The following is a 22,759-nucleotide window of genomic DNA, read 5'->3' as shown; positions in this document are numbered from 1 at the left end:
CGAGCGAGAGGTAGCCGAGCCCGATCTCCACGAACGAGTCGAGGGTCCGTCCCAGCGTGGCGAGCAGCGGCGCCACGGTGGGCTCGTCGAGGTCGCGGATCCACTGGGCCAGGTCGCTGATCTGCATCGCGCAGGCGTCGGCGATGTTGATTCCGTTGATCTTCGACGAGCGGGCCGCTTCGCTGAGGCGGGTGCCGCCGCACTCGGGGCAGACGGTGAAGGTGACGGCCCGTTCCACGAAGGCCCGGATGTGCGGCTGCATGGCTTCCTTGTCCTTGGACAGGAACGACTTCTGGATTTTCGGGATCAGCCCCTCGTAGGTGAGGTTCACGCCCTCGACCTTCACCTTGGTGGGCTCCCGGTAGAGGAAGTCCTGCATCTCTTTCTTGGTGAACTTGCGGATCGGCTTGTTCGGGTCGAGGAAGCCCGACTCGGCGTAGATCCGTACCGTCCACCAGCTGTCGGACTTCCAGCCGGGAATGGTGAAGGCGCCCTCGGCGATTGACTTGGAGTCGTCGTAGAGCTGGGTGAGGTCGATGTCGGAGACCGAGCCGCGGCCCTCGCAGCGCGGACACATGCCGCCGGTACGGGTGAAGGTCTCCTTGACGGTCCGGGTGGCGGCACCGCGTTCGACCGTGATCGCCCCGCTCGCTCGGACGGAGGGGACGTTGAAGGCGAATGCGCCGGGCGGTCCGATGTGTGGCTGCCCGAGCCGGCTGAAGAGGATGCGCAGCATCGCGTTGGCGTCGGTGGCGGTGCCGACCGTGGAGCGGGTGTCGGCGCCCATCCGTTCCTGGTCGACGATGATCGCGGTGGTCAGCCCTTCGAGTACGTCGACCTCGGGCCGGGCCAGCGTCGGCATGAAGCCCTGCACGAAGGCGCTGTAGGTCTCGTTGATCAACCGCTGTGACTCGGCGGCGATCGTGCCGAAAACCAGCGAGCTCTTGCCCGAGCCGGAGACGCCGGTGAACACCGTCAGCTGACGCTTGGGGATCTCGACGCTGACGTCCTTGAGGTTGTTCACGCGCGCGCCGTGCACGCGGATCAGGTCGTGGCTGCCGGCACCGTGCGGTGCCGGCGACTGCCTGTCCGAGGTGGTGGCCATGCTTCTCGCTTCTCCATCTGTTGGGCGGGGCTACGGCCGGTGGGCGGCGGTGGCCCGGCCGGTCGGGTCAGCGCAGCTCGTTGATGCGGATGAGGTTGCCGGTGGGGTCGCGGAAGGCGCAGTCGCGGACGCCGTACGGTTGCTCGGTCGGCTCCTGGACGACGTCGGCGCCGCTGCCCTGTAGCCGTTCGAAGACGCCGTCGAGGTCGTCGGTGGCCAGGGTGATGGCGCCGTAGCTGCCTTTGGCGATCAGTTCGAGGATGGTGCGGCGTTCGTCGTCGGTGATGCCGGGGTCGACGGCCGGCGGGTGCAAGACGATGGACGTGCCCGGCTGCTTGGGTGGACCGACCGTGATCCAGCGCATCCCCGAGTATCCGACGTCGTTGCGGACCTCGAATCCGAGGGTGTCGCGGTAGAAGGTAAGGGCGGCGTCCGGGTCGGTTTGCGGGAGGAAGGCGTAGCTGATGGTGATGTCCATGCCGGTCAGGCTAGTTGCGGCTCGGTGGCCCTCGCTTCTCGATTCCTGATCGGTCTGGTCACCTGTTTCGCGAGGCACGGCGGCATCTCCGCGGTCGCGCGGGCGGTCTGGGCCCGGTAGGTGCTCGGCGGCACGCCGACGAGTTCGGTGAAGCGGGTGCTGAAGGTGCCCAGGGAGGCGCAGCCGACCGCGAAACAGACTTCGGTGACGCTGAGGTCGCCTCGACGCAGCAGCGCCATGGCGCGTTCGATGCGCCGCGTCATCAGGTAGGAGTACGGGGACTCTCCGTAGGCGAGCCGGAACTGGCGGCTGAGGTGTCCGGCCGACATGTTTACGCCTCGGGCGAGTGCCTCGACGTCGAGCGGTTGCGCGTATTCCCGGTCGATCCGGTCGCGTACGCGGCGCAGCCGGGCGAGGTCGCGCAGGTGCTGTGCTGCGGCGGGGCTGCTGGTCACCTGCGAAATCGTGCCACGGCGGTGCCGGGGTTGCCCAGCCGGTCGGCGGGTTGCCTCTCCCCTCGCCCGCCGCTGCCGGGTCGAACGTCCGTGCTAATCGGGGGTCAGAGGCCGCCGCCGACGCGCAGGACGGCGCCGGTGGTGTAGGAGGCGTCGGGGCTGAGTAGCCAGGCGATGGCGGCGGCGACCTCGTCGGGTTCGCCGGGGCGGCCGAGGGGGATGCGGCCGGCGGCGCGGTCGGGCCGGTCGGGTTGGCCGGACAGGGCGTGGATGTCGGTGCGGATGATGCCGGGGGCGACGGCGTTGACCCGGATGCCGTGCGGGGCGAGTTCCTTGGCCAGGCCGATGGTGAGGGCGTCGGTGGCGGCTTTGACGGCGGCGTAGTGGACGTACTCCCCTGGGCTGCCGAGGGTGGCGGCGACGGAGGAGATGTTGACGATGGCGGCGCCGTCGGTCATCCGGCGGGCGGCCTGTTGGGCGCAGAGGATGTAGCCGATGAGGTTGACGTCGACGACGCGGCGCAGGTCGTCGGGGTCGAGGTCGGTGAAGGGGCCGATCGGGCTGGTGATGCCGGCGTTGTTGACCAGGCCGGTGATCGGGCCGAGTTCGGCGGCGGCGTCGAACAGGGCGGTGACCTGGTCGGGGTCGCGGGTGTCGGCGGGTACGGCGACGGCGCGTACGCCGGTGGCGCGGAGATCGGCCACGACGGTGTCGGCGGCGGTGTGGTCGCGGCGGTAGGCGAGTGCGATGTGGTGGCCGGTGTGGGCGAGGCGGCGGGCGGTGGCGGCGCCGATGCCGCGGCTGCCGCCGGTGATGACGGTGACGGGCGTCATTGTCCTTCTCCCCTGCCCCGGTTGGTGGCGGCGACGTTACCGCCGTGGTCGCGGCGGCGGGAGCAGGGTGTGGTGGAGCACACGGGTGCTGGTGCTGGTTGGCATACGCTCGCCCGCGACGGTCTCGGGTGAGGAGGATGTGTGGCGGGTGTGGGTGTCGGGGATCTGGTCGAGGACTTCGAGTTGCCGGACGAGACGGGTCGTCCGCGGCGGTTGTCGGAGTTTCTGGCGGTGGGGCCGGTGGTGTTGTTCTTTTATCCGGCGGCGATGACGCGGGGTTGCACGGCGGAGAGTTGCCATTTTCGGGATCTGGCGGCGGAGTTCGCGGCGGTGGGGGCGCAGCGGGTGGGGGTCAGCCGGGATTCGGTGCAGCGGCAGGCGGAGTTTTCGCGTCTGCACGGGTTCGACTATCCGTTGCTGTCTGATCCGGACGGTGTGGTGGCGGACCGGTTCGGGGTGCGGCGGCGGTTGCCGTTGGGGCCGTTGAGCATGCGGCGGATGACGTTCGTGATCGGCACCGACCGGCGCATCGTCGAGGTGGTGCACAGTGAGCTGGGCATGAGCGAGCACGCGGACCGGGCGTTGCGGGCCTTGGGGGGTTGATCTTCCGGTTGTCGCAGCCGGCTGGTATCAAGGCTGCGATCAGACGTGGGTACGGAAGAGGGCGTGATGGCGGGCCAGGGTTTGTCCGATGACGAGGTGCAGGGTGTCCGGGAGGCGTTGGCTGCGGGCCGTAAGCCGAAGGTGGTGTTCACCGCCGCAGCCGGTCAGATCGCCGGGCAGGTGGGTCAGGTGGTCGAGTTGACCGACCCGGCGGTGTCCGAGGAGTTCGTGGTGGTGCGGTTCGGGCGCGACGAGTTGCCCTTCTCCCCCGCCGATCTGGCGGTGGCGCCGCGGGGTGCGGGGCGTCGGCCGGCGGAGCCGAAGGTCGAGCCGGTGGTGGCCGAGCCGGCGGTGGTGGAGCCGGAGTTCGTGTTGGACCGGGTGCCGCCGCCTCGGCGGGTCGAGTCTGGGGATCGGGAGGAGTCGAAGGTGGAGACGGCGGAGACGGTGGAGGCGAAGCCGGCGCGGCGGGCGGTGAAGGCGGCGAAGCCGAAGACTCCGGCCGGGCTGACGGTGACGCTGGCGTACGCCGAGGGTGAGTGGACGGTGGCGGCGCAGCAGGGCGCGAAGGTGTTGGCGAAGCCGTATGTGCTCAAGCCGGCGGAGGCGCTGCGGATGGTGGCGTTGGTGGATGTGCCGGGGGTGCACGAGGCGGTGGAGCAGATCCTGGCGACGGAGCGGTCGGAGGCCGAGCGGCAGGCGGAGAAGCTGCGCGCCGAGTTGGCGGAGATCGAGGCCCGGTTGGCGGAGTTGCGCGAGGCGGGCTGAGCGGCGGTATGGCGTGGTCGGCCGGCCCGGGCGGTGTGCCCGGGCCGGCCGACGCCGTTTGCCGGTCCCGCTGGCGGTGGTGCCGGTGGCGGTTTCGGGGTGGGTCGCAGGGCCGGCGGTCGGTGGTCAGAAGTAGTCGAGGGCCTGGGCGGGTGGGCCGGCGGCGAGCAGGTCCAGGGCGCTCGGGTCTGGTGTGGTGTGTCGCAGCAGGCCGGTCTCGGCGAGGGTCCGGGCGGTGGCGGTCGAGGTGTGGAGCAGGGCGAAGCCGCGCACGGTCAGGTGCAGGTCCGCTTCGGTGGTGACGCGGTGCAGGTGGGCGTCGCCGTCGGCGACGGTGAGCTGCCAGGTGCCGGTGTTCCATTCGGCGAGGTCGTCGGTGAGGGTGAAGGTGACCTGGCCGCGGGTGTGGGTGGGCCAGCCGCGGGTCTGGAGGGCGCGGGTGATGTCGACGGGCCGGTGCATCCAGGTGGCGCGTTCGTGTTCGCGGGTGATGTCGAGGGGCAGGTGGGCGCTGACGGCGTCGCCGGGCAGCGGGGTCAGCCGGATGGTGGGGGTGACGCTGTGCCAGCTGGCGAGGACACCGGCGAGGGCGCGGGCGGCGTCGGCGGTGCTGGCGAGGATGTCCTCGACGGTGAGTACGGCGTCGGGGCCGTAGCCGCGGCCGCGGTCCCAGCCGGCGTAGCCGACCAGGCCGCCGTGGTGTTCGACGAGGGTGAGCCCGTCGTAGGGCAGTTCGTCGGTGTGGTGGAAGCGGGGGTGGCTGCGAGTGAGCAGTCCGCAGCGGTGTCGGGCGACGCGCTGGTGGAGGTCGGCGACGGCGGGCAGGTCGGCGGGGGTGCCGCCGCGTACGGTCAGCTGCGCGGGCGGGCGGTGTCGGGGCAGCGCGGCGGTGGGCAGGTCGAGGGTGCGTAGCTGCCCGGCGACCTCCCAGCCGCAGGCCCGGTAGGGCGCGGGTGTGGTGGCGAACAGGGCGCTGACGGCGGCGCCGCGTTCGTGGGCGCCGTGCAGCAGGGCGCGCAGCAGGGTGCGGGCGACGCCGGTGCCGCGGGCTTCGGGGGCGACGGCGACCCCGGCGACGTCGGCGGCGGGTACGACCCGTCCGGCCCACCACTGCTCGTCGTGCAGGTCGACGGCCTTGCCGACGAGGTTCCCGGCGGCGTCGAAGGCGCCGTAGGTGGTGCGGCCGGGGCTGGGTGTGACGGCCTGTGGCGGTGGTTGCGGGTCGGAGCCGAAGGCGAGCCGGCCGAGCTGCCAGGCGGCGGTCAGCTCGTCGGGGGTGAGTTCGCGGACGTCGACGGTGGGTTGCACGTGCCCGACGATAGCCATCGCGGCGATGCTGTCGACCGGTTTGTCGGGCCGGCACGCGAGGGTTCCCGGACCAGGACGCGACCGGCGGGCGGTGCGGGTGGGGTTCGGCGCGGTGCGCTGGTCAGGTGGTGACGGTGGCCGGTTCGTGGTGTACCGGGAAGTTGACGGAGTTGGCGATGAAGCAGGCGCGGTGGGCGTCGGCGTGCAGGGCGGTGGCGGTGTCGGTGGTGTCCGGGTCGGCGACGGTGACCTGCGGGTGCAGGACGACCTCGGTGAAGTGGCCGCTGCCGGTGGCGTCGGTGGTCATGGTGCCGGTGGCGTGGTCGACGTAGTCGGTGACCACGACGCCGTTGACGGCGCAGAGGTGCAGGTAGGCGAGCATGTGGCACTGGGACAGCGCGGCGAGCAGGAGCTGTTCGGGGTTCCAGCGGGTGGGGTCGCCGCGGAAGGTGGGGTCGGAGCTGCCGGCGATCGGTGGGCGGCCGTCGGTGGTGACGTCGTGGTCGCGGCGGTAGTCGCGGTAGCCGCTGGTGCCGGTGCCGAGGTTGCCGGTCCAGGTGACGGTGGTCTGGTAGGTGTGGGCGCGGGGCATGGTGGTCATGGTGCCTGATCGGGCCGGGGAGCGTGGTCCCCGGCCCGATCGCGGTCAGTGTTGTGGGATGTGGGCCACGCCGATGCGCTTGCGGAACACCCAGTACGTCCAGCCCTGGTAGGCCAGCACGATCGGGGTGAAGAACACCGCCACCCAGGTCATGATCTTCAGGGTGTAGGGGGTGGAGGCGGCGTTGGTGGCGGTCAGCGTGCCGGCCGGGTCCAGGGTGGAGGGCAGCACGTTCGGGAACAGGGCGGCGAACAGGGTCGCCACGGCCAGGGCGATCGCCACGGCGGTGCCGGTGAACGCCCAGCCTTCCCGGCGTACCTTGGCGGCGGCGAGACCGCCGAGCAGCGCGAGGGCGGCACCGACGGCGAGCACGACGGCGGCGGCGCTGGAGCGGATGGTCAGCGTCCAGGTCAGGAACGCCACCGCGAGGACGGCGGCGGCCACGCCGAGGCGTACCGCCAGGGCGGCGGCGCGGTCCCGGATGTCGCCGACGGTCTTGAGGGCGACGAACACGGCGCCGTGGGTGAGGAACAGGGCCGCGGTGGTCGCGCCGCCGAGCAGGGCGTACGGGTGCAGCAGGTCGAGCAGGCCGCCGGCGTATTCGTGGTCGGCGGCAAGGGGTACGCCGCGCAGGATGTTGGCGAACGCGACGCCCCACAGGATGGCCGGGATGAGTGAGCCGAAGAAGATGGCGGCGTCCCAGCGGCGTTTCCAGGCGGCCTCGGGGCGCTTGTGGCGGTATTCGAAGGCGACGCCGCGGGCGATCAGGGCGAGCAGGATGAGCAGCAGGGGCAGGTAGAAGCCGGAGAAGAGGGTGGCGTACCACTCGGGGAAGGCGGCGAACATGGCGCCGCCGGCGGTGATCAGCCAGACCTCGTTGCCGTCCCAGACCGGCCCGATGGTGTTGATCATTACGCGGCGTTCGCGGTCGTCGCGGCCGAGTACGGGCAGCAGCATGCCGACGCCGAAGTCGAAGCCCTCGAGGATGAAGTAGCCGGTGAACAGCACGGCGACGAGGAGAAACCAGATGGTGGTCAGTTCCACGGTTGGGCTCCGGGGTCAGTAGGCGAAGGCGAGCGGACGCTCGGCGTCGTCGGTGTCGTCGGGTTCGGGGTCGGGGGTGACGTCGGGTACGCCGGCCTTGGCGTAGCGGATCAGCAGTTTCACCTCGATGACGGCGAGGGTGGCGTAGATGAGGGTGAAGGCGGCGAAGCTGGTGAGTACCTCGGCGAGGGACACGCTGCGGGACACGCCGTCGCGGGTGAGCATCTCGCCGAAGACGATCCACGGCTGGCGGCCCATCTCGGTGAAGATCCAGCCGAAGGAGTTGGCCAGCAGCGGCAGGATGGGCATGGCGAGGCCGGCGCGCAGCAGCCATTTGCTGGTCGGGGTGCGGCCCTTGCGCTGGGTCCAGAGCACCAGCAGGGCGATGGCGGCGGCGGCGAGCCCGAATCCGATCATGAAGCGGAAGCTCCAGTAGGTGACCGGGATGATCGGGGTGTAGCTGCCGGGGCCGTACTGGGCGGTGTAGGCGGCCTGTAGGTCGTTGATGCCGTGCACGGTGCCGTTGGGGTCGCCGGTGCCCAGGTAGGACAGCAGGTACGGGATCTTGATGGCGAACAGTTCCCGGGTGCCGTCGAGGCTGCCGACGGTGAGTACGGAGAACGAGGCGGGGCTCTCGGTGGTGTAGAGGCCCTCGGCGGCGGCCATCTTCATCGGCTGCACCTGCGTCATGATCTTGCCTTGGATGTCGCCGGTGATCACGACGGCGGCGGCCGAGACGAGGGTGACCCAGGAGCCGAAGCGGGCCGCGAACCGGTACGCGGGGGTGTCGGCGCTGTCGCGGTTGCGGATCAGGTGCCACAGGGCGACCGCCACCAGCAGGGACCCGGCGACCAGGAAGGCGCCGGCGATGGTGTGCGGGAAGGTGATCAGGGCGACCTTGTTGGTGAGCACGGCGACGAAGTCGGTCAGCTCGGCCCGGCCGGTCTCCGGGTTGACCCAGTAGCCGACCGGGTTCTGCATGAACGAGTTGGCGGCGAGGATGAAGTACGCCGACAGGTTGGTGCCGATCGCGGCGGCCCAGATGCTGGCCAGGTGCAGGCGCTTGGGTAGCCGGTCCCAGCCGAAGATCCACAGGCCGATGAAGGTGGATTCGAGGAAGAAGGCGACCAGGGCTTCGATGGCCAGGGGTGCGCCGAAGATGTCGCCGACGAAGCGCGAGTAGTCGCTCCAGTTCATGCCGAACTGGAATTCCTGCACGATGCCGGTGACCACACCCATGGCAAAGTTGATCAGGAAAAGCTTGCCGTAGAACTTGGTGAGTTTGAGGTACTTCTCGTCGCCGGTGCGGTGCCAGAGGGTCTGCAGGATGGCGACCAGGACGGACAGGCCGATGGTCAGCGGTACGAAGAGAAAGTGGTAGACGGTGGTGACACCGAACTGCCAGCGGGCGACGTCCAATGCGTCCACCTGCGAACCCCCAGCCAGTCATACTACGAGACGTAGTAGATACTACAGCCCGTCGTACGAGGGTTGGCAGAGGCGGGCGGCCCGAACCGGCCCGGGACCAATGACCCTGCTCACCTCTGCCGTACGGCCCGCCCTGACCACCCCCGCCGGCGCCGGCCGTGGGAGCATGACCCGCTGATGGACACCCTCCACTCCCCCTGGCAGCCGCCGCTGATCTGGCGCGCCGCGCAACTGCTCGCCCGCGTGGTCGTCGGGTTGCTGGCCCGGCTGGAGGTCACCGGCGGCATCCCCGCCCCGCTGCGCGGCGGGCCACTGATCCTGGCCGCCAACCACATCAGCCCGTTCGACCCGATCGTGCTGGCCGCCGCCTGCCGGGCCCGTCGGGTGGCCCCCCGGATCATGGCCACCGGTGGGCTGTTCCGCGCCCCGGTGATCGGCGCCGCCATGCGCCGCGCCGGCCACATCCGCGTCGACCGGGGCACCAGCGGCGTACACCGGGCCCTGGACGCCGCCGCCGCCGCGGCGGCCGCCGGCGGCGCGCCGATCCTGGTCTACCCGGAGGGACGCATCGGCCTGGACCCGGGCCTGTGGCCCGAACGCGGCAAGACCGGTGCCGCCCGGCTCGCCCTGTCCTGCGGCGCCCCGGTCATCCCGGTCGCCCAGTGGGGCTCCCACGAGGTACTGCCCTACCGGGCCCCCAAGGGACTGCTGCGCGGCATCGCCCATGCGCTGGTCCGCCGCCCGACCGTTCGGGTGCACTTCGGCGACCCGGTGGACCTGTCCGACCTGACCCACGGCGTGCCCGGCGCGGCGCGGCTGGCCACCGACCGGATCATCGACGCCCTCACCGACGCCCTCGCCCCGCTGCGCCCGGACGAGCCCGGCCGTCCCCGGCACGTCGACCCCGGCCGGCCGGTCGACACGAGCCGCTCCCACCGCCGCCGACCCGCCGCCGGCTGAATCGACGGGTCGAGGTTGCCGGCCGGTTGCCGGCCGGTCGCCCGATGATCACCAGGGCCGGGCATACTGCGCTGCGTGCCGTCCGGTCACCCCTACCTCGACTCCCCCGCCCCGCTGGCCTTCGCCCATCGCGGCGGCGCCGCCGAGGGTGACGAGAACACCACAGCGGCCTTCGCCCGCGCGATCGGCCTCGGCTACCGGTACGTGGAGACCGACGTGCACGGCACCGCCGACGGTGTCGCCGTGATGTTCCACGACGACACCCTGGAGCGGGTCACCGGGCAGCGCGGTCGGTTGGCCGCGCTGCGCTGGGCGGACCTGGCCTCGGTACGGGTCGGCGGCTCCGCCGTGGTGCCCCGCCTGGACGAGGTGCTCGACGCGTGGCCGCAGGTGCGGTTCAACATCGACGTCAAGTCCGACCGGGGCGTGGTGCCGACGGTGGCCACGGTCGCCCGGGCCGGCGCCGGCGACCGGGTGCTGCTGGCCTCGTTCAGCGACGGCCGGCTGGCCCGGCTGCGGGCCCTCACCCACGGTCGGGTGGCGACCAGTCTCGGGGTGCGCGGGGTGGCCCGGCTGCGGTGGGCCTCGCTGACCGGCCGGCCGGTGCGGCTGCCGCCGTCGGTGGTGGCCGCGCAGGTGCCGGTGCGCTACGGCCGGGTGCCGGTGGTCGACCGCCGGTTCCTGCGGATGGCCCACCGGCTCGGGTTGCAGGTGCACGTCTGGACGATCGACGAACCTGCCGAGATGCACGAGTTACTTGATCTCGGTGTTGATGGCATCATGACCGACCACGTCGGCGTGCTGCGCGACGTCTACCGCAGCCGCGGCCACTGGGCCGCCTGAACACCCGGGCAAGGACCCCACATGGCCGAGACGGTGACCCCCGCCGCGCACGACGACACCCCACCCCCCACCAGCACCCGCCGTGAGCGCACCGGCTGGTACTTCTACGACTGGGCCAACTCGGCCTTCCAGACCACCGTCATCACGGTGTTCCTCGGGCCGTTCCTGACCAGCGTGGCCAAGATCGCCGCCGGGTGCGAGCTGGGCGCCGACGACTGCATCGGGTACGTCTACCCGCTGGGCATCAAGGTGGCCGCCGGCTCGTTCTACCCGTACCTGATCTCGCTGTCGGTGCTGCTGACGGTCTTCGTGCTGCCGGTGATCGGGGCGATCGCCGACCGCTCGCTGCACAAGAAGCGGCTGCTGGCCGGCGCCGCGTTCACCGGGGCCGGCGCGACCATGGGGATGATGTTCGTCACCGGTGACCGGTACCTGCTCGGCGGCGCGCTGTTCATGGTGGCCAACATCAGCTTCGGTGCCGCGATCGTGGTCTACAACTCGTTCCTGCCGCAGTTGGGCGGGCCGGACGAACGCGACGCCATCTCCAGCCGGGGCTGGGCGCTGGGCTATCTCGGCGGTGGTCTGCTGCTGGCGTTGAACCTCGTCGCGGTGCAGTCGTTCGACAACGGCACGCCCGAGCGGACCCTCGACCTGGCCCGCTGGTCGATCGTCTCGGCCGGCCTGTGGTGGGCGGCGTTCACCCTGGTGCCGCTGCGCTGGCTGCGGGAGCACCCGACCGCCGCCGCGCTCGCCGCCGGTGGCCGGGGCAACGTGCTCACCGACGGGTTCCGGCAGCTCGGCCGCACCCTGCGGGAGATCAAGGCGTACCCGCTGACGCTGTTCTTCCTGCTGGCGTTCCTGGTCTACAACGACGGCATCCAGACCGTCATCACCCTGGCCAGCCAGTACGGCACCGAGGAGCTGCGGCTCGGGCAGAGCACCCTGATCGTGACGATCCTGCTGGTGCAGTTCCTGGCCTTCGGCGGCGCGCTGGGGCTCGGCGCCCTGGCCGGGCGGATCGGCGCGTGGAAGACGGTCCTGCTGAGCCTGGTGCTGTGGACGGCGGTGATCGTCGCGGCGTTCCGGCTGCCCGCCGAGGCGCCGCTGCCGTTCATGGTGCTCGGCGCGGGCATCGGCCTGGTCCTCGGCGGCAGCCAGGCGCTGAGCCGCTCGCTGTTCAGCCAGCTGATCCCGGCCGGCAAGGAGGGCGAGTACTACGGCTTCTACGAGATCAGCGACAAGGGCACCAGCTGGCTCGGCCCGCTCGCGTTCGGCCTGGTGTTCCAGCTCACCAACTCGTACCGGGTGGGTCTGGTCTCCCTGCTGATCTTCTTCGTGGTCGGCTTCCTGCTGCTGCTGGCGGTCCCGATGCGGCGGGCGATCGTGGCCGCCGGGAACACCCCGCCGCGGGTGCTCTGACCCACACCGCCGGCCCGCCGATGATCGGCTCGGGGACGTCGATCGACTAGGCTGCCCGTCCGTGACGACCGCTGACGACGCCGTACCGACCTGCCTGTCCCGACCTCCGCTGGCCGGGCCGGGCGACAACCCGGCCGGGTGCGTCGCCGCCCGCGGCGTCGACGGGCGGCCGGCGCACGCCGCCGCGCTGCGGTTCTACTGGGGGCCGATGGACTGCGGCAAGTCCACGATGGCCCTGCAGATGAACTACAACCACTCCCGGCAGGGCCGCCGCGGCCTGGTCACCACCCGCATCGACCGTTCGCTCGGTCCGCAGGTCACCACCCGCATCGGCCTGGCCCACGAGGCGATCGAGGTCACCGACTCGCTTGACCTGCGGGCCGTGGTCCGCGACGCCTGGGCCGACGGGGTGCGGGTGGACTACCTGATCTGCGACGAGGCCAGCTTCTACTCGGTCGAGCACGTGGAGCAGATGGCCGAGCTGGTCGACAGCTACGACGTCGACGTGTACGCCTTCGGCCTGGCCACCGACTTCCGGTCGTGCCTGTTCCCCGCCGCGCAGCGGCTGTTCGAGCTCGCCGACTCGGTGGCCCGCATCCAGGTCGAGGTGCTCTGCTGGTGCGGCCGGGAGGGTCTGCTCAACGCCCGCGTCGCGGGTGGACGGGTGGTCCGCGAAGGCGAGCAGGTCGTCATCGGTGACACGGTCGACACCGGCGAGGTCCGCTACCAGGTGCTCTGCCGGCGACACCACCGCGCCGGCGACCTCGGCTCCGGATAACGAAACGATCACTGCTGCGAACCTTTCCCGGGGGCCCGCCACTTCTGGTGCATGACGACATGGCGACCACGGGCCGCACCCGGCCCGCGAACCGGCGGGGGTACAGGACGAATGAGGTTCGCGTTGCGGCGCGCCCGCGGGACGAAGGGGCTGCTGCTCGCCGCGGCCGGGGCGGCGCTGGTGGCGACCGTCGCCCTCACCGGGCTGGCCGCGTACAACCGGGACGTGGTCGACTCGGGCACCCGCAACGTGCTCGCCGCGGCCACCGCGCAGGAACGGTCGGTCCTGGTACGGGCCTCGGCCGGGCGCACCGGCGAGGCGCTGCGGGAGCGTGACACCGCCCTGCGGGACCGGCTGCGGACCGACCTGGACGGGCTGGCCGCCCAGGTCACCACGGCCGGATACGCGGCCGGCCGGCAGTTGCGTGGCGACACCGGCGACGCCGTCGCCGACCGCACCGGCAAGATCTACGCGTCGGTGATGTTCCTCGACGACCTGCCCGCACACGCCCGGCTCACCGCCGGTGCCTGGCCCGAGGCCGGCGCGACCGAGGTGCAGACCGCTCTGGCCGCCTCCGCCGCCGCGGCGCTACGGGTGGGTGTCGGCGACCGCATCCCGATCACCGACGGGCTCACCGAGCGGGTCACCGAGGTGACGGTGGTGGGCGTGTTCACCCCCGTGGATCCCGATGCCGCGTACTGGCGGCTCGCGCCCGAGGCGGCGACCGGTTCGCTGTCGCAGACGGCGACCTACGGCCCGATGACCGTGCACCGCGACGACTTCGTGACCCACTTCCTGGCCAACGCCTCCGCCGGCTGGCTGGTCGAGCCCGACCTCTCCGCGATCAACACCACCAGCGAGCTGGACCGGCTGGCCGAGGTGGCCACCCGGATCATCACCACCACCCCGGCGGCGGCCGGCCTTGGTGACTCCGCGGTGGCCAGCAGCGACCTCGCCGTCCTGGTGCCGCGGTTGCAGCAGGCCACCCTCGTCGGCCGGTCCGCGCTGGTCACCCCGATGCTGCTGGTGGTGGTGCTCGGCGGGTACGCGCTGCTGCTGGTCGCCATCCTGCTCACCGAACATCGCCGCGGCGAGACCGCGCTGCTGCGCGCCCGGGGCGCCAGCCGCTGGCAACTGGCCGGGCTGACCGCCCGGGAGGCCACCCTGGTGGTCCTGCCCGCCGCGGCCCTTGCCCCGCTGATCGTCGCCGAGCTGCTCGGTTTCGCGGGCGGGCTACCCGGGCTCGCCGCGGTGTCGCTGCGCCCGGACGTCGCACCCGACTCGATGGTGTGGCTGGTGGCCGGGGCCGCGGCTGCCGGTTGCGCGCTGGCGATGATCGGGCCGAGCCTGCGTCGCGGCGGAAGCTACGTCGCCGACCTGGCCAGCCGGTCCCGGCCGAGCCGGCGCGGCATGGTGCAGCGGGCCGGGCTGGATGTGGTGCTGGTCGGCCTGGCCCTGCTCGCCTGGTACCAGCTCAGCCGGTACTCCTCGCCGCTGTCCCGATCCCGCGGCGGGGAGCTGGGCATCGACCCGCTGCTGGCCGCCGCACCCACGCTCGGGGTACTGGCGGGGGCGGTGCTCGCCCTGCGGCTGCTGCCCCCGCTGATCCGACTCGCCGAACGCGGGGTGGACCGTAAACCGTGGACCGCCACCATGCTCGGCACCTGGCAGGCCGGCCGGCGTCCACACGCCGGGCCGGTGCTGCTGCTCGCCCTCGCCGTCGCGGTCGGCACCCTCGCCTGGTCCCTCGCCGGCACCGCCCGACGGTCCCTCGACGACCAGGCCGCCCACCAGGTCGGCGCCGACCTGCGACTGACCGAGGTCAACGGTTCCGCTCCCGACGACCGGGCCGACCAGTTCGCCGATCTGCCGGGCGCCGCGACGGTCCTCGCGGCCTGGCGGGACCGCCTGCGTGTCGGGCCGGAGTCCGAGCCGGTCACCGTGCTGGCGTTGGACGCCCAGACCGCCGGCCAGGTGGTGCGGATCCGCCCCGACCTGGCCGACGGCTCCACCGACGAGCTGTTCGGTACCCTCGCCGGCGGGCGCGTGACGGCGCCGGACACCCCGCTGCCGGCGGGCGCCCGGCGGCTGACCGGGCAACTACTCACCCAGGTCACCGCCCCTTTCGGCGTCGTCGCGCCGGTTCGCCATTACGTGGTGCTCGCCGGGCCGCGGGACGGGCACCGGCGGCTGCTGCTGGGCGCCACCCTGAGCGGCGAACCGCTGCGGTTCTCCGTCGAGCTGCCGACCGGGGACGTGTGGCGGCTGGCCGGGTTCACCGCCGAAACTGTCGGCACCGACCGGATGTCCGTCGACTGGCAGCTGTCCGACCTGCGGGCCAGCCCGGACACCTCCCCCGGCGTGCCGGTCGACCTGGCTGCCGATGGGCAGTGGCAGCTGGTCGACCGGGCCGGCCCGGTGGCTTCGTCGACGGCCACCGGCAACAACCTGGCGGCCCGCTATGCACGCAGCGAAACGTCGGACACCTGGGCCAGCGGCAAGATTCTGCACCTGGGCATCTCCCGGCCGCTGACTGGCGGCCTAGTGCCGGCGGTGGCCACCCCGCAGGCGCTCGCCGCGCTGCGCCGGGACGTCGGCACGCAGACGCAGTTGTCCCTTGGTGGCGCCGACGTCAACGTCACCGTGGTCGGTACCGTGGCCACGGTGCCGGGCGACGCCGAGGAGGCCGCCCTGCTGGTCGACCTGCCGTCGCTGAGCACCCGGATCTTCCATGACCGTGGCATCGTCCGCTCGCCGGAGGAGTGGTGGGTGGCCGCCCGGCCCGGGCAGGCGGAGCAGGCGGCCACCGCGGCCACCGCGCTCGGCGGCGTGACCGTGCTGGACCGGGAGGACGTCGCCGCCGAGCTGGCCCGGGATCCGTTCGGGGTGGGTGCCCGGGGTGCCCTGTTCGCCGCCGCCGTGGCCGCGGTGCTGCTGGCCGCCGTCGGCGTGGCCGTGGACGTCAGCGCGACCGCCCGCCGGCGGGCCACCGAGCTGGCCGTGCTGCACACCCTCGGCGCCGGACACCGCCTGGTGGCCAGATCGCTGCTGGCCGAGCAGTCGTTCCTGGCCGGGATGGGCGTGCTGGTCGGGCTGGCCGTCGGGGTCGGTGTCGCCGCGACGATGGCGCCGCTGGTCATCCTCACCCCGTCCGCCAACCGCCCGAACCCGCCGCCCCTGTTGAGCGTCGACTGGCCACCGGTGGTGGCCACCGGCCTGGGCCTGCTGCTGCTGGCGCTGGCGTTCAGCGCCGCGGTGTCGATGACCATGCGGCGGCGGCTGGCCGCCACCCAGCTCCGCATCGGGGAGGACCGGTGAGCGCGAGGAGTGAGCTTGCGAGCCCCGCAGTCGCGAACGGAAGGCGGGCCCGGTGAGCGCGAGGAGTGAGCTTGCGAGCCCCGCAGTCGCGAACGGAAGGCGGTCACTGTGATCGTGAGGCGGATCAGGGCGTACAGCGCCCACGTGGGTCTGCTGGCGGTGCTGGGGTTGGTGGCGGCGCTGCTCGTGACCGCCGTACCTCGGCTGGCCAACGGGTACGCCGACCGGAGTTTGCACGCCGATGTGGCCCGGCTGCCGCACCTGGTCCGCGACGTGTCGGTCGCCGTCGAACAGCAACCCGACGACGCCGTGGAGGCCGCGGCGGGCCAGGCCGGCCTCGACCAGCTCGCCGACGCGTTGCCGCAGCCGCTGCCCGGTCTGGTGGCTCGCCGGTGGTACGCCGCCAGGCTGGACGAGGAGTTGCTGACCGCCACCGGTGACGACCCGCCGATGGATGGTGGCGCCCTCAAGAAGGTCGGCCTGCGTGCACAGACCGGGGTCGAGGAAGCGGCCGTCCTCACCGCCGGCCGCTGGCCCCGCAGCGAGGTGGGCCATCCCGCCGAGTTGGCGGTGTCGGCGGCGGTGGCCGAGATGCTGTCGCTGCGCCCGGGCAGCCAGCTGCGCTTCTCCGGTCCTGGCGCGTTGGAACAGGCGCAGGCGCAGGTCGTCGGGGTGTTCAACCCGCGCGATGCCGGCGACCCGATCTGGGACGACCTGTTGCTGGCGCTGGCCCCGGTCGCGCCGGTAGTCGACGGCGAGCCCTACCTAGCCGCAGCGGTCACCGACTGGGCCGGGATCGATGCCGTGGCCGTCGGCAGCGGCGCGCCGACCACCTACGAATGGCGGTACCGCTTTGACGAGCGGCGGCTGAACACCGCCACACTGGAGGCGGTGGCCGCGGCGGTGGCCGACACCCGGCAGGTCGGATGGCTGCCCGAGTCGGCGGTGCAGACGTCGCTGGCGACGGTGCAGACGTCGCTGGACGTCACCCTGATCCGGTTCGCCGAACAGCTGTACGCGGTGCAGGCCTTGCTGGCCATCGCGCAGACCGGACTGGTCGCCAGCCTGCTCGGGCTGATCCTGCTGGCCGCCCGGCTGGCGGTGCAGCGCCGCCGCGACGAGCTGGCGTTGCTGCGGGCCCGAGGTGCGTCGCTGGCCGCGATCGGCCGACGAACTCTCGCCGAGGCGGCACCCGTGCAACCCGTCGCGGTGCTGCTCGGTTGGCTGGTCGCCACCCGGGTGCCGGGCCGGTCGGATGGGGCCCCTTGGGCGGTGCTGTTGCTGGCGGTGCTCACCACCGCCGTGGTGCCGCTGCTGGCCATGCTCTCCCAGCGGCGGGGCGCGCTGGTCGCCGGCCGGGCCGATCTGGTCCGGCAGCGCCCGTCGATACGCCGGCTGACCGTGGAGGTCAGCGTGCTGGTGGTCGCCGGCCTGGGCGTGCTGCTGCTGCGCCGCCGTGGCCTCGACCCGGCCGCCGGTGTCGACGCGTACCTCAGTTCAGTGCCGGTGCTGGTCGCGGTCGCCGCCGCGTTGGTGGCGATCCGGCTGCTGCCGTGGCCGCTGCGACTGGCCGGGCGGCTGGCCGGGCGAACCCGGGGTGCGTTGATGTTCCTCGGCGTCGCCCGCGCCGGCCGGGGCGCGCCGGTGGCGCTCGGGCCGCTGGCGGTGCTGATCGTCGCCGTCAGTACCGGCGTGTTCGGTGGGGTGGTCGCCACCACTGTGGCCGCCGCCCGGGACCGGGCCGCGACGCTGACCGTCCCGGCCGACGCCTGGCTGGCCGGGTACGCCTTCCCTCCCGACGCGGCCGACGCGCTGACCGGGGTGGCCGGGGTGGAGACGGTGACCCGGGTGTGGGTGGATTCCAACCGGCGGCTGCTGTCGGAGACCGGCCCGCAGGCCACGGTGTTCAGCCCGGCACGGGTGCTGGTGGTGGACGTCCCGGCGTTCGCCGAGGTGGTGGCCCGCAGCGGGGTCGACGTCGACGTGCCCGCCGCGCTGCGCTCCGCTGCCCGGGGTGACGGGCCGGTGCCCGCGGTGGTCTCCCCGAACGTGGCGGCGGGCCTCGGCGGCAGTGCGGTGGTTGACGTCCAGGGCCGGCTGTACGAGTTCCACGTCGCCGGGGTGGCCGACACCTTCCCCGGCGTCGGACTGGGCGTCGACCGGTTCGTGGTGCTGCCGTGGCAGGCGCTGCCCGAGTACGAGTTCACGCCGATCATCCCGAACCGGTACCTGATCGCCGGCGACGACATCGACGAGGCGAAGCTGCTGGAGGTGGCCGACGACGCGCAGCGCCGCCGGCAGTCCGCGGTGCTCGGCAGGGAGGTGACGCAGACGCAGCTGCCGGCCGCCCTGGAGACCCGGCGGGCGTACCGCGAGGGGCTGGAGCGCACCGGGGCCAACGAGGTGCTGACCCTGGCGTTCACCGCCGGCGCGGCCGGGGGCACGGCACTGGCCGTACTCGCCGTCGGGTTCGCGGTGGTCGCTGACGCCGCCGGTCGGGGCCGGATGCTGTCCCGGCTGCGCACGATGGGCCTGTCCGCCGCCCACGGCCGCCGGCTGCTGGTGTACGAGCTGGTGCCGCTGGTGGTGATCGCGGCCCTGACCGGCGGGGCGGTGGGGATGGCGTTGCCCCGGCTGCTCGGCTCGACCCTCGGGTTGTCCGCGTTCGCCCCCGGCGTGCCGATACGCGACCACCTGGACCCGCTGGTGGTGGGCGGGGTGCTGGCGTTGGTGGTGCTCGGTCTGCTGGCCGGCTTGGCCGCGGAGAACTTGGTGAACCGGCGGATGCGCCTCGGCGAGGTGCTGCGTCTGGGAGAGGAGAACGCATGAGCGAGCGTCAGCGAGCGAATCAACCAGCGTCGGAAATTGTCGGCACGGAGCGAAGCGGAGTGATGGCATGACCATGGTGCGGGAAGTACCGGATCTCGCGACGCTGCAACGGCGGGCGGCGGAGCGGGCTGCCGCCCGCGCCGGTGGCGCCGACCGGTTGCGCGGGCACATCGTCTGCGACGGCCTGGTGCGCATCTTCACCACCGAGGGGGTGGAGGTCGTCGCGTTGCAGGGCCTCGACCTTGTCGTCGACCGGGGTGAGCTGGTGGCCATCGTGGGCGCGTCGGGTTCCGGCAAGTCCACCGTGTTGAACATCCTGTCCGGGTTGGACACCCCGACCGCGGGGATCGCCCGGGTGGCCGGCTTCGACCTGTTGACCATGTCGGCGCGCAAGCGGCTGCGGTACCGGCGGCACACGGTCGGGTTCGTGTGGCAGCAGACCGGACGTAACCTGCTGCCGTACCTGACCGCACGGGAGAACGTGGAGCTGCCGATGCGGCTGGCCGGCCGGGGCGGCCGGGCGGGCCGGCGACGGGCGACGGAGCTGCTGGAGATGGTCGGCGTCGGGTACTGCGCGGACCGCCGGCCGGGGCAGATGAGCGGCGGCGAGCAGCAGCGCTGCGCCGTCGCGGTGGCGGTGGCCAACGACCCGGAGGTGCTCTTCGCCGACGAGCCGACCGGTGAGCTGGACGAGGCGACGGCCGCGGAGGTGTTCGGCGCGCTGCGCACCATCAACGCCGAGCTGGGCGTCACCATCGTGGTGGTCACCCACGACCATCAGGTCGCCTCCCAGGTCCGGCGGACCGTGGCGATCCGCGACGGGCGGACCGCCTCCGAGGTGCACCGCACCGCGCGGGTCGGTGCCGACGGCGTCGAGGAACTGGTCACCGAGGAGTACGCGGTGTTGGACCGGGCCGGGCGGATGCAGCTGCCCGCCGGTTTCGTCGACGCGCTGGCGCTGCGGGACCGGGTGAAGCTGACCCTGGAGCCGGACCACGTGCAGGTCCGCTCCGGCGACGAGAGGGGTACGCGGTGAGCGAGCGTCAGCGAGTGAACCAGCAGCACTGTGCGGATAACGCTCAGGCCGACGTCGAGCGCAGTGAGGTGGCGGCGTGAGCGAGGATCTGGTCCGGGTCGAGGGGCTGTGCCGCGACTACGGCAGCGGTGACCGAGTGGTCCACGCGGTGCGGGACGTGTCGTTGCGAGCGGGTCGGGGTGAGCTGGTCGCCGTGCGGGGGCGCTCCGGGGCGGGCAAGACCACCCTGTTGAACCTCATCGGCGGGCTGGACCGGCCCACCTCCGGGCGGTTGTGGGTGGCCGGCCATGAGGTGACCTCGGCCGGTGAGCGGGACCTGCTGCGGCTGCGTCGGGACACCATCGGTTTCGTGTTCCAGTCCTTCGGGTTGATCCCGATCCTGTCCGCGGCGGAGAACGTCGGGGTGCCGATGCGGCTGGCGAAGGTGCCGGCGGCGCAGCGGGAGGAGCGGGTGTCGGTGTTGCTGGAGATGGTCGGGTTGGGTGGCCACGCCGGGCAGCGGCCGTACGAGTTGTCCGGCGGGCAGCAGCAGCGGGTGGCGATCGCCCGGGCCCTGGCCAACGACCCGGCGCTGCTGATCGCCGACGAGCCCACCGGCCAGCTGGACTCGGAGACCGGCCGCGCGGTGATGGACCTGCTGCGGGCGCTGGTGCACGCCCGGGGGATGACCGCCCTGGTGGCCACGCACGACCCGACGCTGGTGGAGCTGGCCGACCGGGTGCTGGTGCTGCGCGACGGCCGGCTGGTCGAGTCCACCGAACCGGTCGGGGTGTGATCAGTACGGGTCGCCGCAGACCCGCCAGTCGCCGTGCTCCCGCACCACGGTCAGCTCACGCTGCTCGGCGCTGCCGGTGTCGCGGGTCAGCTTCACCTTGACGGTGCCGTGCGGCCGGCCGCCGCGGGTGGCCACCGACACGTCCACGATCTCGTAGTCGCGCACCACCGGCGGGGTGCGTACCCAGCTGGTGAAGCCGAGCTCGCTCCACCGGCTGCGCGAGTCGGCGCAGAGCCGCTCGTACGCGCCGTCGGTGTCGCCCGCGGTGACCTGCCGCAGGAACCCTTCGGCGGTTTCCCGGACCGGTCCGGCGGCCTGGGTGACCACCTGCACGTTCCAGGCGCCGAGGCCGGCGACGCCGATGCAGCACAGGGCCACCCCGGCGCCGACGAAGACGAGCCCGGCCCGCACCGGTTGGCGTCGTCGGGCCGGCCTGCTCCACGGCTGCGCAGCGCCCACACCGTCCGACGGTAGAGAATCGGCCGCCGCGGCGGGCGGAAAGCCGGGGTGGCCGGTCCGCCCGGCGGATCGGGCCTGGCCGGGCGGACCGGGCCGGCCTCGGATCAGCCGCGGCGGCGGGCGCGGGCGGCCCAGACGGCGTACGCCGGGTCCCGGTCCAGGTTGTGCCGGTCCCGGTCGTAGCGGCGGGTGGTCCGCGGGTCGGCGTGGCCCATCGCGTCCTGCACGTCCTCCAGCGGCACCCCCTCGGCGCGGGCGGTGGTGGCGAAGGCGTGCCGCAGCGAGTGCGGCGACAGCCGGGCCCACGCGGGTATCCCGGCGCTGCGGGCGAGCCGGCGGACCAGCCGGAACACCGAGTGCCGGTCCAGCCGGGCTCCGCTGGTGGTGACCAGCAACGCGCCGCTGAGCTGGGGCACGGGCAGGCCCTGGTCGGCGGCCCGCTCGGCCAGGTACGCGTCCACCGCGTACGCCGTGCCGGGGGTGAGTGCCCGGCGGCGGGGCTTGCCGCCCTTGCCGGCGAAGCGCACGCTGCGGTGCCCCCGCTCCACGCCGAGGTCGTCGACGTTCAGCGAGACCAGTTCACCGACCCGCAGCCCGAGGTCGGCCAGCAGGGCGATGGCGGCCCGGTTGCGGGCGGCGATCGGCCCGGTCTCGGCCTCGGCGGCGGCGAGCAGCGCGTCGACCTCGTCGGGGGTCAGGCCCACGGTGGCCGAGTGGTCCCGGTCGATCCGGGGCCGGTCGGCGCCGGCGACCGGGTTGGTGTCGACGGCCCGCAGTTTGACCAGGAAGTCGTACCAGCTGGACAGGGCGGACAGCTTGCGGGCCACGGTCGCCGGGGTCAGCGGGCGGCCGGTACGCGCGGCCAGGGTGCTCTCCAACGCCCGCCCGTACTCGTTGACGTGCAGGAAGTTCACCCGCAGCGGGTCGAGCTGGCGGGCGGTGCACCAGGCCAGCCAGCCGGCGACGTCGCGGCGGTACGCGTCGCGGGTGTGCTCGCTGAGGCGGCGGTTGCGCAGCCACGCCTCGGTGACGGCGGTCGGCCCGCCGGGCAGGGCGGGATGGGCCGGAGGGCGGTACAGCACCGGAGTGTCTTGCGCGCGCATGTGAAAAAGGTTCTCAGATCGGGTAGCGGTTGACGATCAGGCGCGCCGACGGCTTCATGATCGCCGTCGGCGCGCACCCCGGCCGGGGCGGGGTCGTCTGTCAGTGCCGACCGTGGTCAGTGGTCGCGCTTCGGCAGCAGGGCGATCAGGGCGGCCGGTACCGCCAGGTGCATCAAGCCCAGGGCGACCTTGGCGCCGCCGGTGGCGTCGACCTGGAAGAGAGGGGCGAACGACAGCAGCGTCACCACCACCGCGAGGGCGAACCAGATGCCGGTGGCCCGGCGGCCGGCGACCCGCTCCAGGACGGCCAGCGCCGCCCAGCCCAGCAGCGCCGAGCCGAGGGAGAAGACGATCACCGGGACGAGGTTGACGACCATCTCCGGCTGCCCTGGACTGCGTACCGCGTAGTCGACGCCGGCGATGGCGCCGACGATCCAGATCGCGGCGCACGCCACCACGGCCGCGGCCACGCCCGTGGCACGGCGACGCAGGGTCGAGGTGGTGGTGCTGGCGGGGTGCACGGTGGTGCTGCTCATGGCTGCTCCTCGATCGGGGACACCAACAATCAAGACCGTATCAGATAGTCTCGTGCAGAACTATCTATCCCGGGAGCATC

Annotated in this window: 20 protein-coding genes and 1 pseudogene; 10 read left to right on the top strand and 11 right to left on the bottom strand. The window is 72.8% G+C overall.

Features of this window, described 5'->3' with window-relative positions:
* From AB0M52_RS11235 to AB0M52_RS11220, 4 genes and pseudogenes are all read right to left on the bottom strand, one after another.
* A pseudogene (locus AB0M52_RS11235) lies at window positions 1-1,105 on the bottom strand (excinuclease ABC subunit UvrA); the annotation flags it as partial.
* 67 nt (window positions 1,106-1,172) lie between these two features.
* The gene (locus tag AB0M52_RS11230) at window positions 1,173-1,583 is read right to left on the bottom strand and encodes a VOC family protein (protein WP_363951953.1); all 411 of its coding nucleotides are present in this window, start codon (window positions 1,581-1,583) and stop codon (window positions 1,173-1,175) included.
* Window positions 1,584-1,588: 5 nt separating this feature from the next.
* Window positions 1,589-2,038, bottom strand: a complete 450-nt coding sequence (locus AB0M52_RS11225; protein WP_363951951.1) for a helix-turn-helix transcriptional regulator — start codon at window positions 2,036-2,038, stop codon at window positions 1,589-1,591.
* 104 nt (window positions 2,039-2,142) lie between these two features.
* Window positions 2,143-2,871, bottom strand: a complete 729-nt coding sequence (locus AB0M52_RS11220) for an SDR family oxidoreductase (RefSeq protein ID WP_363951949.1) — start codon at window positions 2,869-2,871, stop codon at window positions 2,143-2,145.
* 141 nt (window positions 2,872-3,012) lie between these two features.
* Between AB0M52_RS11220 and AB0M52_RS11215 the strand changes: the two genes are divergently transcribed.
* Together AB0M52_RS11215 and AB0M52_RS11210 are read left to right on the top strand one after the other, a co-directional pair.
* Window positions 3,013-3,474, top strand: coding sequence for a peroxiredoxin (locus AB0M52_RS11215; protein ID WP_363951946.1), 462 nt, complete (start codon window positions 3,013-3,015; stop codon window positions 3,472-3,474).
* Between the two features lie 66 nt (window positions 3,475-3,540).
* Entirely contained in the window at window positions 3,541-4,242 is a 702-nt protein-coding gene (locus AB0M52_RS11210; RefSeq protein ID WP_363951958.1) for a hypothetical protein, read from the top strand.
* Between the two features lie 126 nt (window positions 4,243-4,368).
* Here AB0M52_RS11210 and AB0M52_RS11205 read toward each other — a convergent pair whose 3' ends face one another.
* The 4 genes from AB0M52_RS11205 to AB0M52_RS11190 form a co-directional block, all read right to left on the bottom strand.
* Window positions 4,369-5,568: a GNAT family N-acetyltransferase gene (locus AB0M52_RS11205; protein WP_363951944.1), complete on the bottom strand. Its 1,200-nt coding sequence runs from the start codon at window positions 5,566-5,568 to the stop codon at window positions 4,369-4,371.
* A gap of 103 nt (window positions 5,569-5,671) precedes the next feature.
* Window positions 5,672-6,142, bottom strand: coding sequence for an OsmC family protein (locus AB0M52_RS11200; RefSeq protein WP_363951942.1), 471 nt, complete (start codon window positions 6,140-6,142; stop codon window positions 5,672-5,674).
* Window positions 6,143-6,196: 54 nt separating this feature from the next.
* Window positions 6,197-7,195, bottom strand: a complete 999-nt coding sequence (cydB, locus tag AB0M52_RS11195; protein WP_363951939.1) for a cytochrome d ubiquinol oxidase subunit II — start codon at window positions 7,193-7,195, stop codon at window positions 6,197-6,199.
* Between the two features lie 15 nt (window positions 7,196-7,210).
* Window positions 7,211-8,623 (bottom strand): cytochrome ubiquinol oxidase subunit I, encoded by a 1,413-nt coding sequence (locus AB0M52_RS11190; protein ID WP_363951936.1) that lies wholly within the window; start codon window positions 8,621-8,623, stop codon window positions 7,211-7,213.
* Window positions 8,624-8,800: 177 nt separating this feature from the next.
* Between AB0M52_RS11190 and AB0M52_RS11185 the strand changes: the two genes are divergently transcribed.
* The 8 genes from AB0M52_RS11185 to AB0M52_RS11150 all read left to right on the top strand — a co-directional run bounded on the left by AB0M52_RS11185 (window position 8,801) and on the right by AB0M52_RS11150 (window position 20,581).
* Window positions 8,801-9,583, top strand: a complete 783-nt coding sequence (locus tag AB0M52_RS11185; protein ID WP_363951934.1) for a lysophospholipid acyltransferase family protein — start codon at window positions 8,801-8,803, stop codon at window positions 9,581-9,583.
* Window positions 9,584-9,658: 75 nt separating this feature from the next.
* The gene (locus AB0M52_RS11180) at window positions 9,659-10,426 is read left to right on the top strand and encodes a glycerophosphodiester phosphodiesterase (protein WP_363951931.1); all 768 of its coding nucleotides are present in this window, start codon (window positions 9,659-9,661) and stop codon (window positions 10,424-10,426) included.
* A gap of 21 nt (window positions 10,427-10,447) precedes the next feature.
* Window positions 10,448-11,845, top strand: a complete 1,398-nt coding sequence (locus AB0M52_RS11175) for an MFS transporter (RefSeq protein ID WP_363951928.1) — start codon at window positions 10,448-10,450, stop codon at window positions 11,843-11,845.
* Between the two features lie 109 nt (window positions 11,846-11,954).
* Window positions 11,955-12,623, top strand: a complete 669-nt coding sequence (locus tag AB0M52_RS11170; protein WP_363951955.1) for a thymidine kinase — start codon at window positions 11,955-11,957, stop codon at window positions 12,621-12,623.
* A gap of 111 nt (window positions 12,624-12,734) precedes the next feature.
* Window positions 12,735-15,941 (top strand): ABC transporter permease, encoded by a 3,207-nt coding sequence (locus AB0M52_RS11165; RefSeq protein WP_363951926.1) that lies wholly within the window; start codon window positions 12,735-12,737, stop codon window positions 15,939-15,941.
* 114 nt (window positions 15,942-16,055) lie between these two features.
* Window positions 16,056-18,770, top strand: a complete 2,715-nt coding sequence (locus AB0M52_RS11160; protein WP_363951924.1) for an ABC transporter permease — start codon at window positions 16,056-16,058, stop codon at window positions 18,768-18,770.
* A gap of 67 nt (window positions 18,771-18,837) precedes the next feature.
* On the top strand, window positions 18,838-19,806 hold the full coding sequence (locus tag AB0M52_RS11155) for an ABC transporter ATP-binding protein (protein ID WP_363951921.1): 969 nt from the start codon (window positions 18,838-18,840) through the stop codon (window positions 19,804-19,806).
* 76 nt (window positions 19,807-19,882) lie between these two features.
* Window positions 19,883-20,581: an ABC transporter ATP-binding protein gene (locus tag AB0M52_RS11150; protein ID WP_363951918.1), complete on the top strand. Its 699-nt coding sequence runs from the start codon at window positions 19,883-19,885 to the stop codon at window positions 20,579-20,581.
* Here AB0M52_RS11150 and AB0M52_RS11145 read toward each other — a convergent pair whose 3' ends face one another.
* The 3 genes from AB0M52_RS11145 to AB0M52_RS11135 form a co-directional block, all read right to left on the bottom strand.
* Window positions 20,582-21,040, bottom strand: a complete 459-nt coding sequence (locus AB0M52_RS11145) for a hypothetical protein (protein WP_363951916.1) — start codon at window positions 21,038-21,040, stop codon at window positions 20,582-20,584.
* 104 nt (window positions 21,041-21,144) lie between these two features.
* Window positions 21,145-22,143 (bottom strand): tyrosine-type recombinase/integrase, encoded by a 999-nt coding sequence (locus AB0M52_RS11140; RefSeq protein WP_363951914.1) that lies wholly within the window; start codon window positions 22,141-22,143, stop codon window positions 21,145-21,147.
* A gap of 116 nt (window positions 22,144-22,259) precedes the next feature.
* Window positions 22,260-22,679: a DUF6069 family protein gene (locus AB0M52_RS11135; RefSeq protein ID WP_363951912.1), complete on the bottom strand. Its 420-nt coding sequence runs from the start codon at window positions 22,677-22,679 to the stop codon at window positions 22,260-22,262.
* Between the last annotated feature and the right edge of the window lie 80 nt (window positions 22,680-22,759).

It is taken from the genome of Micromonospora sp. NPDC051296 (assembly GCF_040682255.1).
GTDB lineage: Bacteria > Actinomycetota > Actinomycetes > Mycobacteriales > Micromonosporaceae > Micromonospora > Micromonospora craterilacus.
Note: the sequence above shows the minus strand (reverse complement) of the source record. Positions and strands in the feature narration are given on the sequence as shown.

What these genes read in the sequence shown, in the direction of transcription:
- AB0M52_RS11230 (WP_363951953.1), bottom strand. Translation starts at nt 1,583, where the DNA reads ATGGACATCACCATCAGCTACGCCTTCCTCCCGCAAACCGACCCGGAC.
- AB0M52_RS11220 (WP_363951949.1), bottom strand. Translation starts at nt 2,871, where the DNA reads ATGACGCCCGTCACCGTCATCACCGGCGGCAGCCGCGGCATCGGCGCC.
- AB0M52_RS11210 (WP_363951958.1), top strand. Translation starts at nt 3,541, where the DNA reads ATGGCGGGCCAGGGTTTGTCCGATGACGAGGTGCAGGGTGTCCGGGAG.
- AB0M52_RS11205 (WP_363951944.1), bottom strand. Translation starts at nt 5,568, where the DNA reads ATGGCTATCGTCGGGCACGTGCAACCCACCGTCGACGTCCGCGAACTC.
- AB0M52_RS11200 (WP_363951942.1), bottom strand. Translation starts at nt 6,142, where the DNA reads ATGCCCCGCGCCCACACCTACCAGACCACCGTCACCTGGACCGGCAAC.
- AB0M52_RS11185 (WP_363951934.1), top strand. Translation starts at nt 8,801, where the DNA reads ATGGACACCCTCCACTCCCCCTGGCAGCCGCCGCTGATCTGGCGCGCC.
- AB0M52_RS11175 (WP_363951928.1), top strand. Translation starts at nt 10,448, where the DNA reads ATGGCCGAGACGGTGACCCCCGCCGCGCACGACGACACCCCACCCCCC.
- AB0M52_RS11165 (WP_363951926.1), top strand. Translation starts at nt 12,735, where the DNA reads ATGAGGTTCGCGTTGCGGCGCGCCCGCGGGACGAAGGGGCTGCTGCTC.
- AB0M52_RS11155 (WP_363951921.1), top strand. Translation starts at nt 18,838, where the DNA reads ATGACCATGGTGCGGGAAGTACCGGATCTCGCGACGCTGCAACGGCGG.
- AB0M52_RS11140 (WP_363951914.1), bottom strand. Translation starts at nt 22,143, where the DNA reads ATGCGCGCGCAAGACACTCCGGTGCTGTACCGCCCTCCGGCCCATCCC.
- AB0M52_RS11135 (WP_363951912.1), bottom strand. Translation starts at nt 22,679, where the DNA reads ATGAGCAGCACCACCGTGCACCCCGCCAGCACCACCACCTCGACCCTG.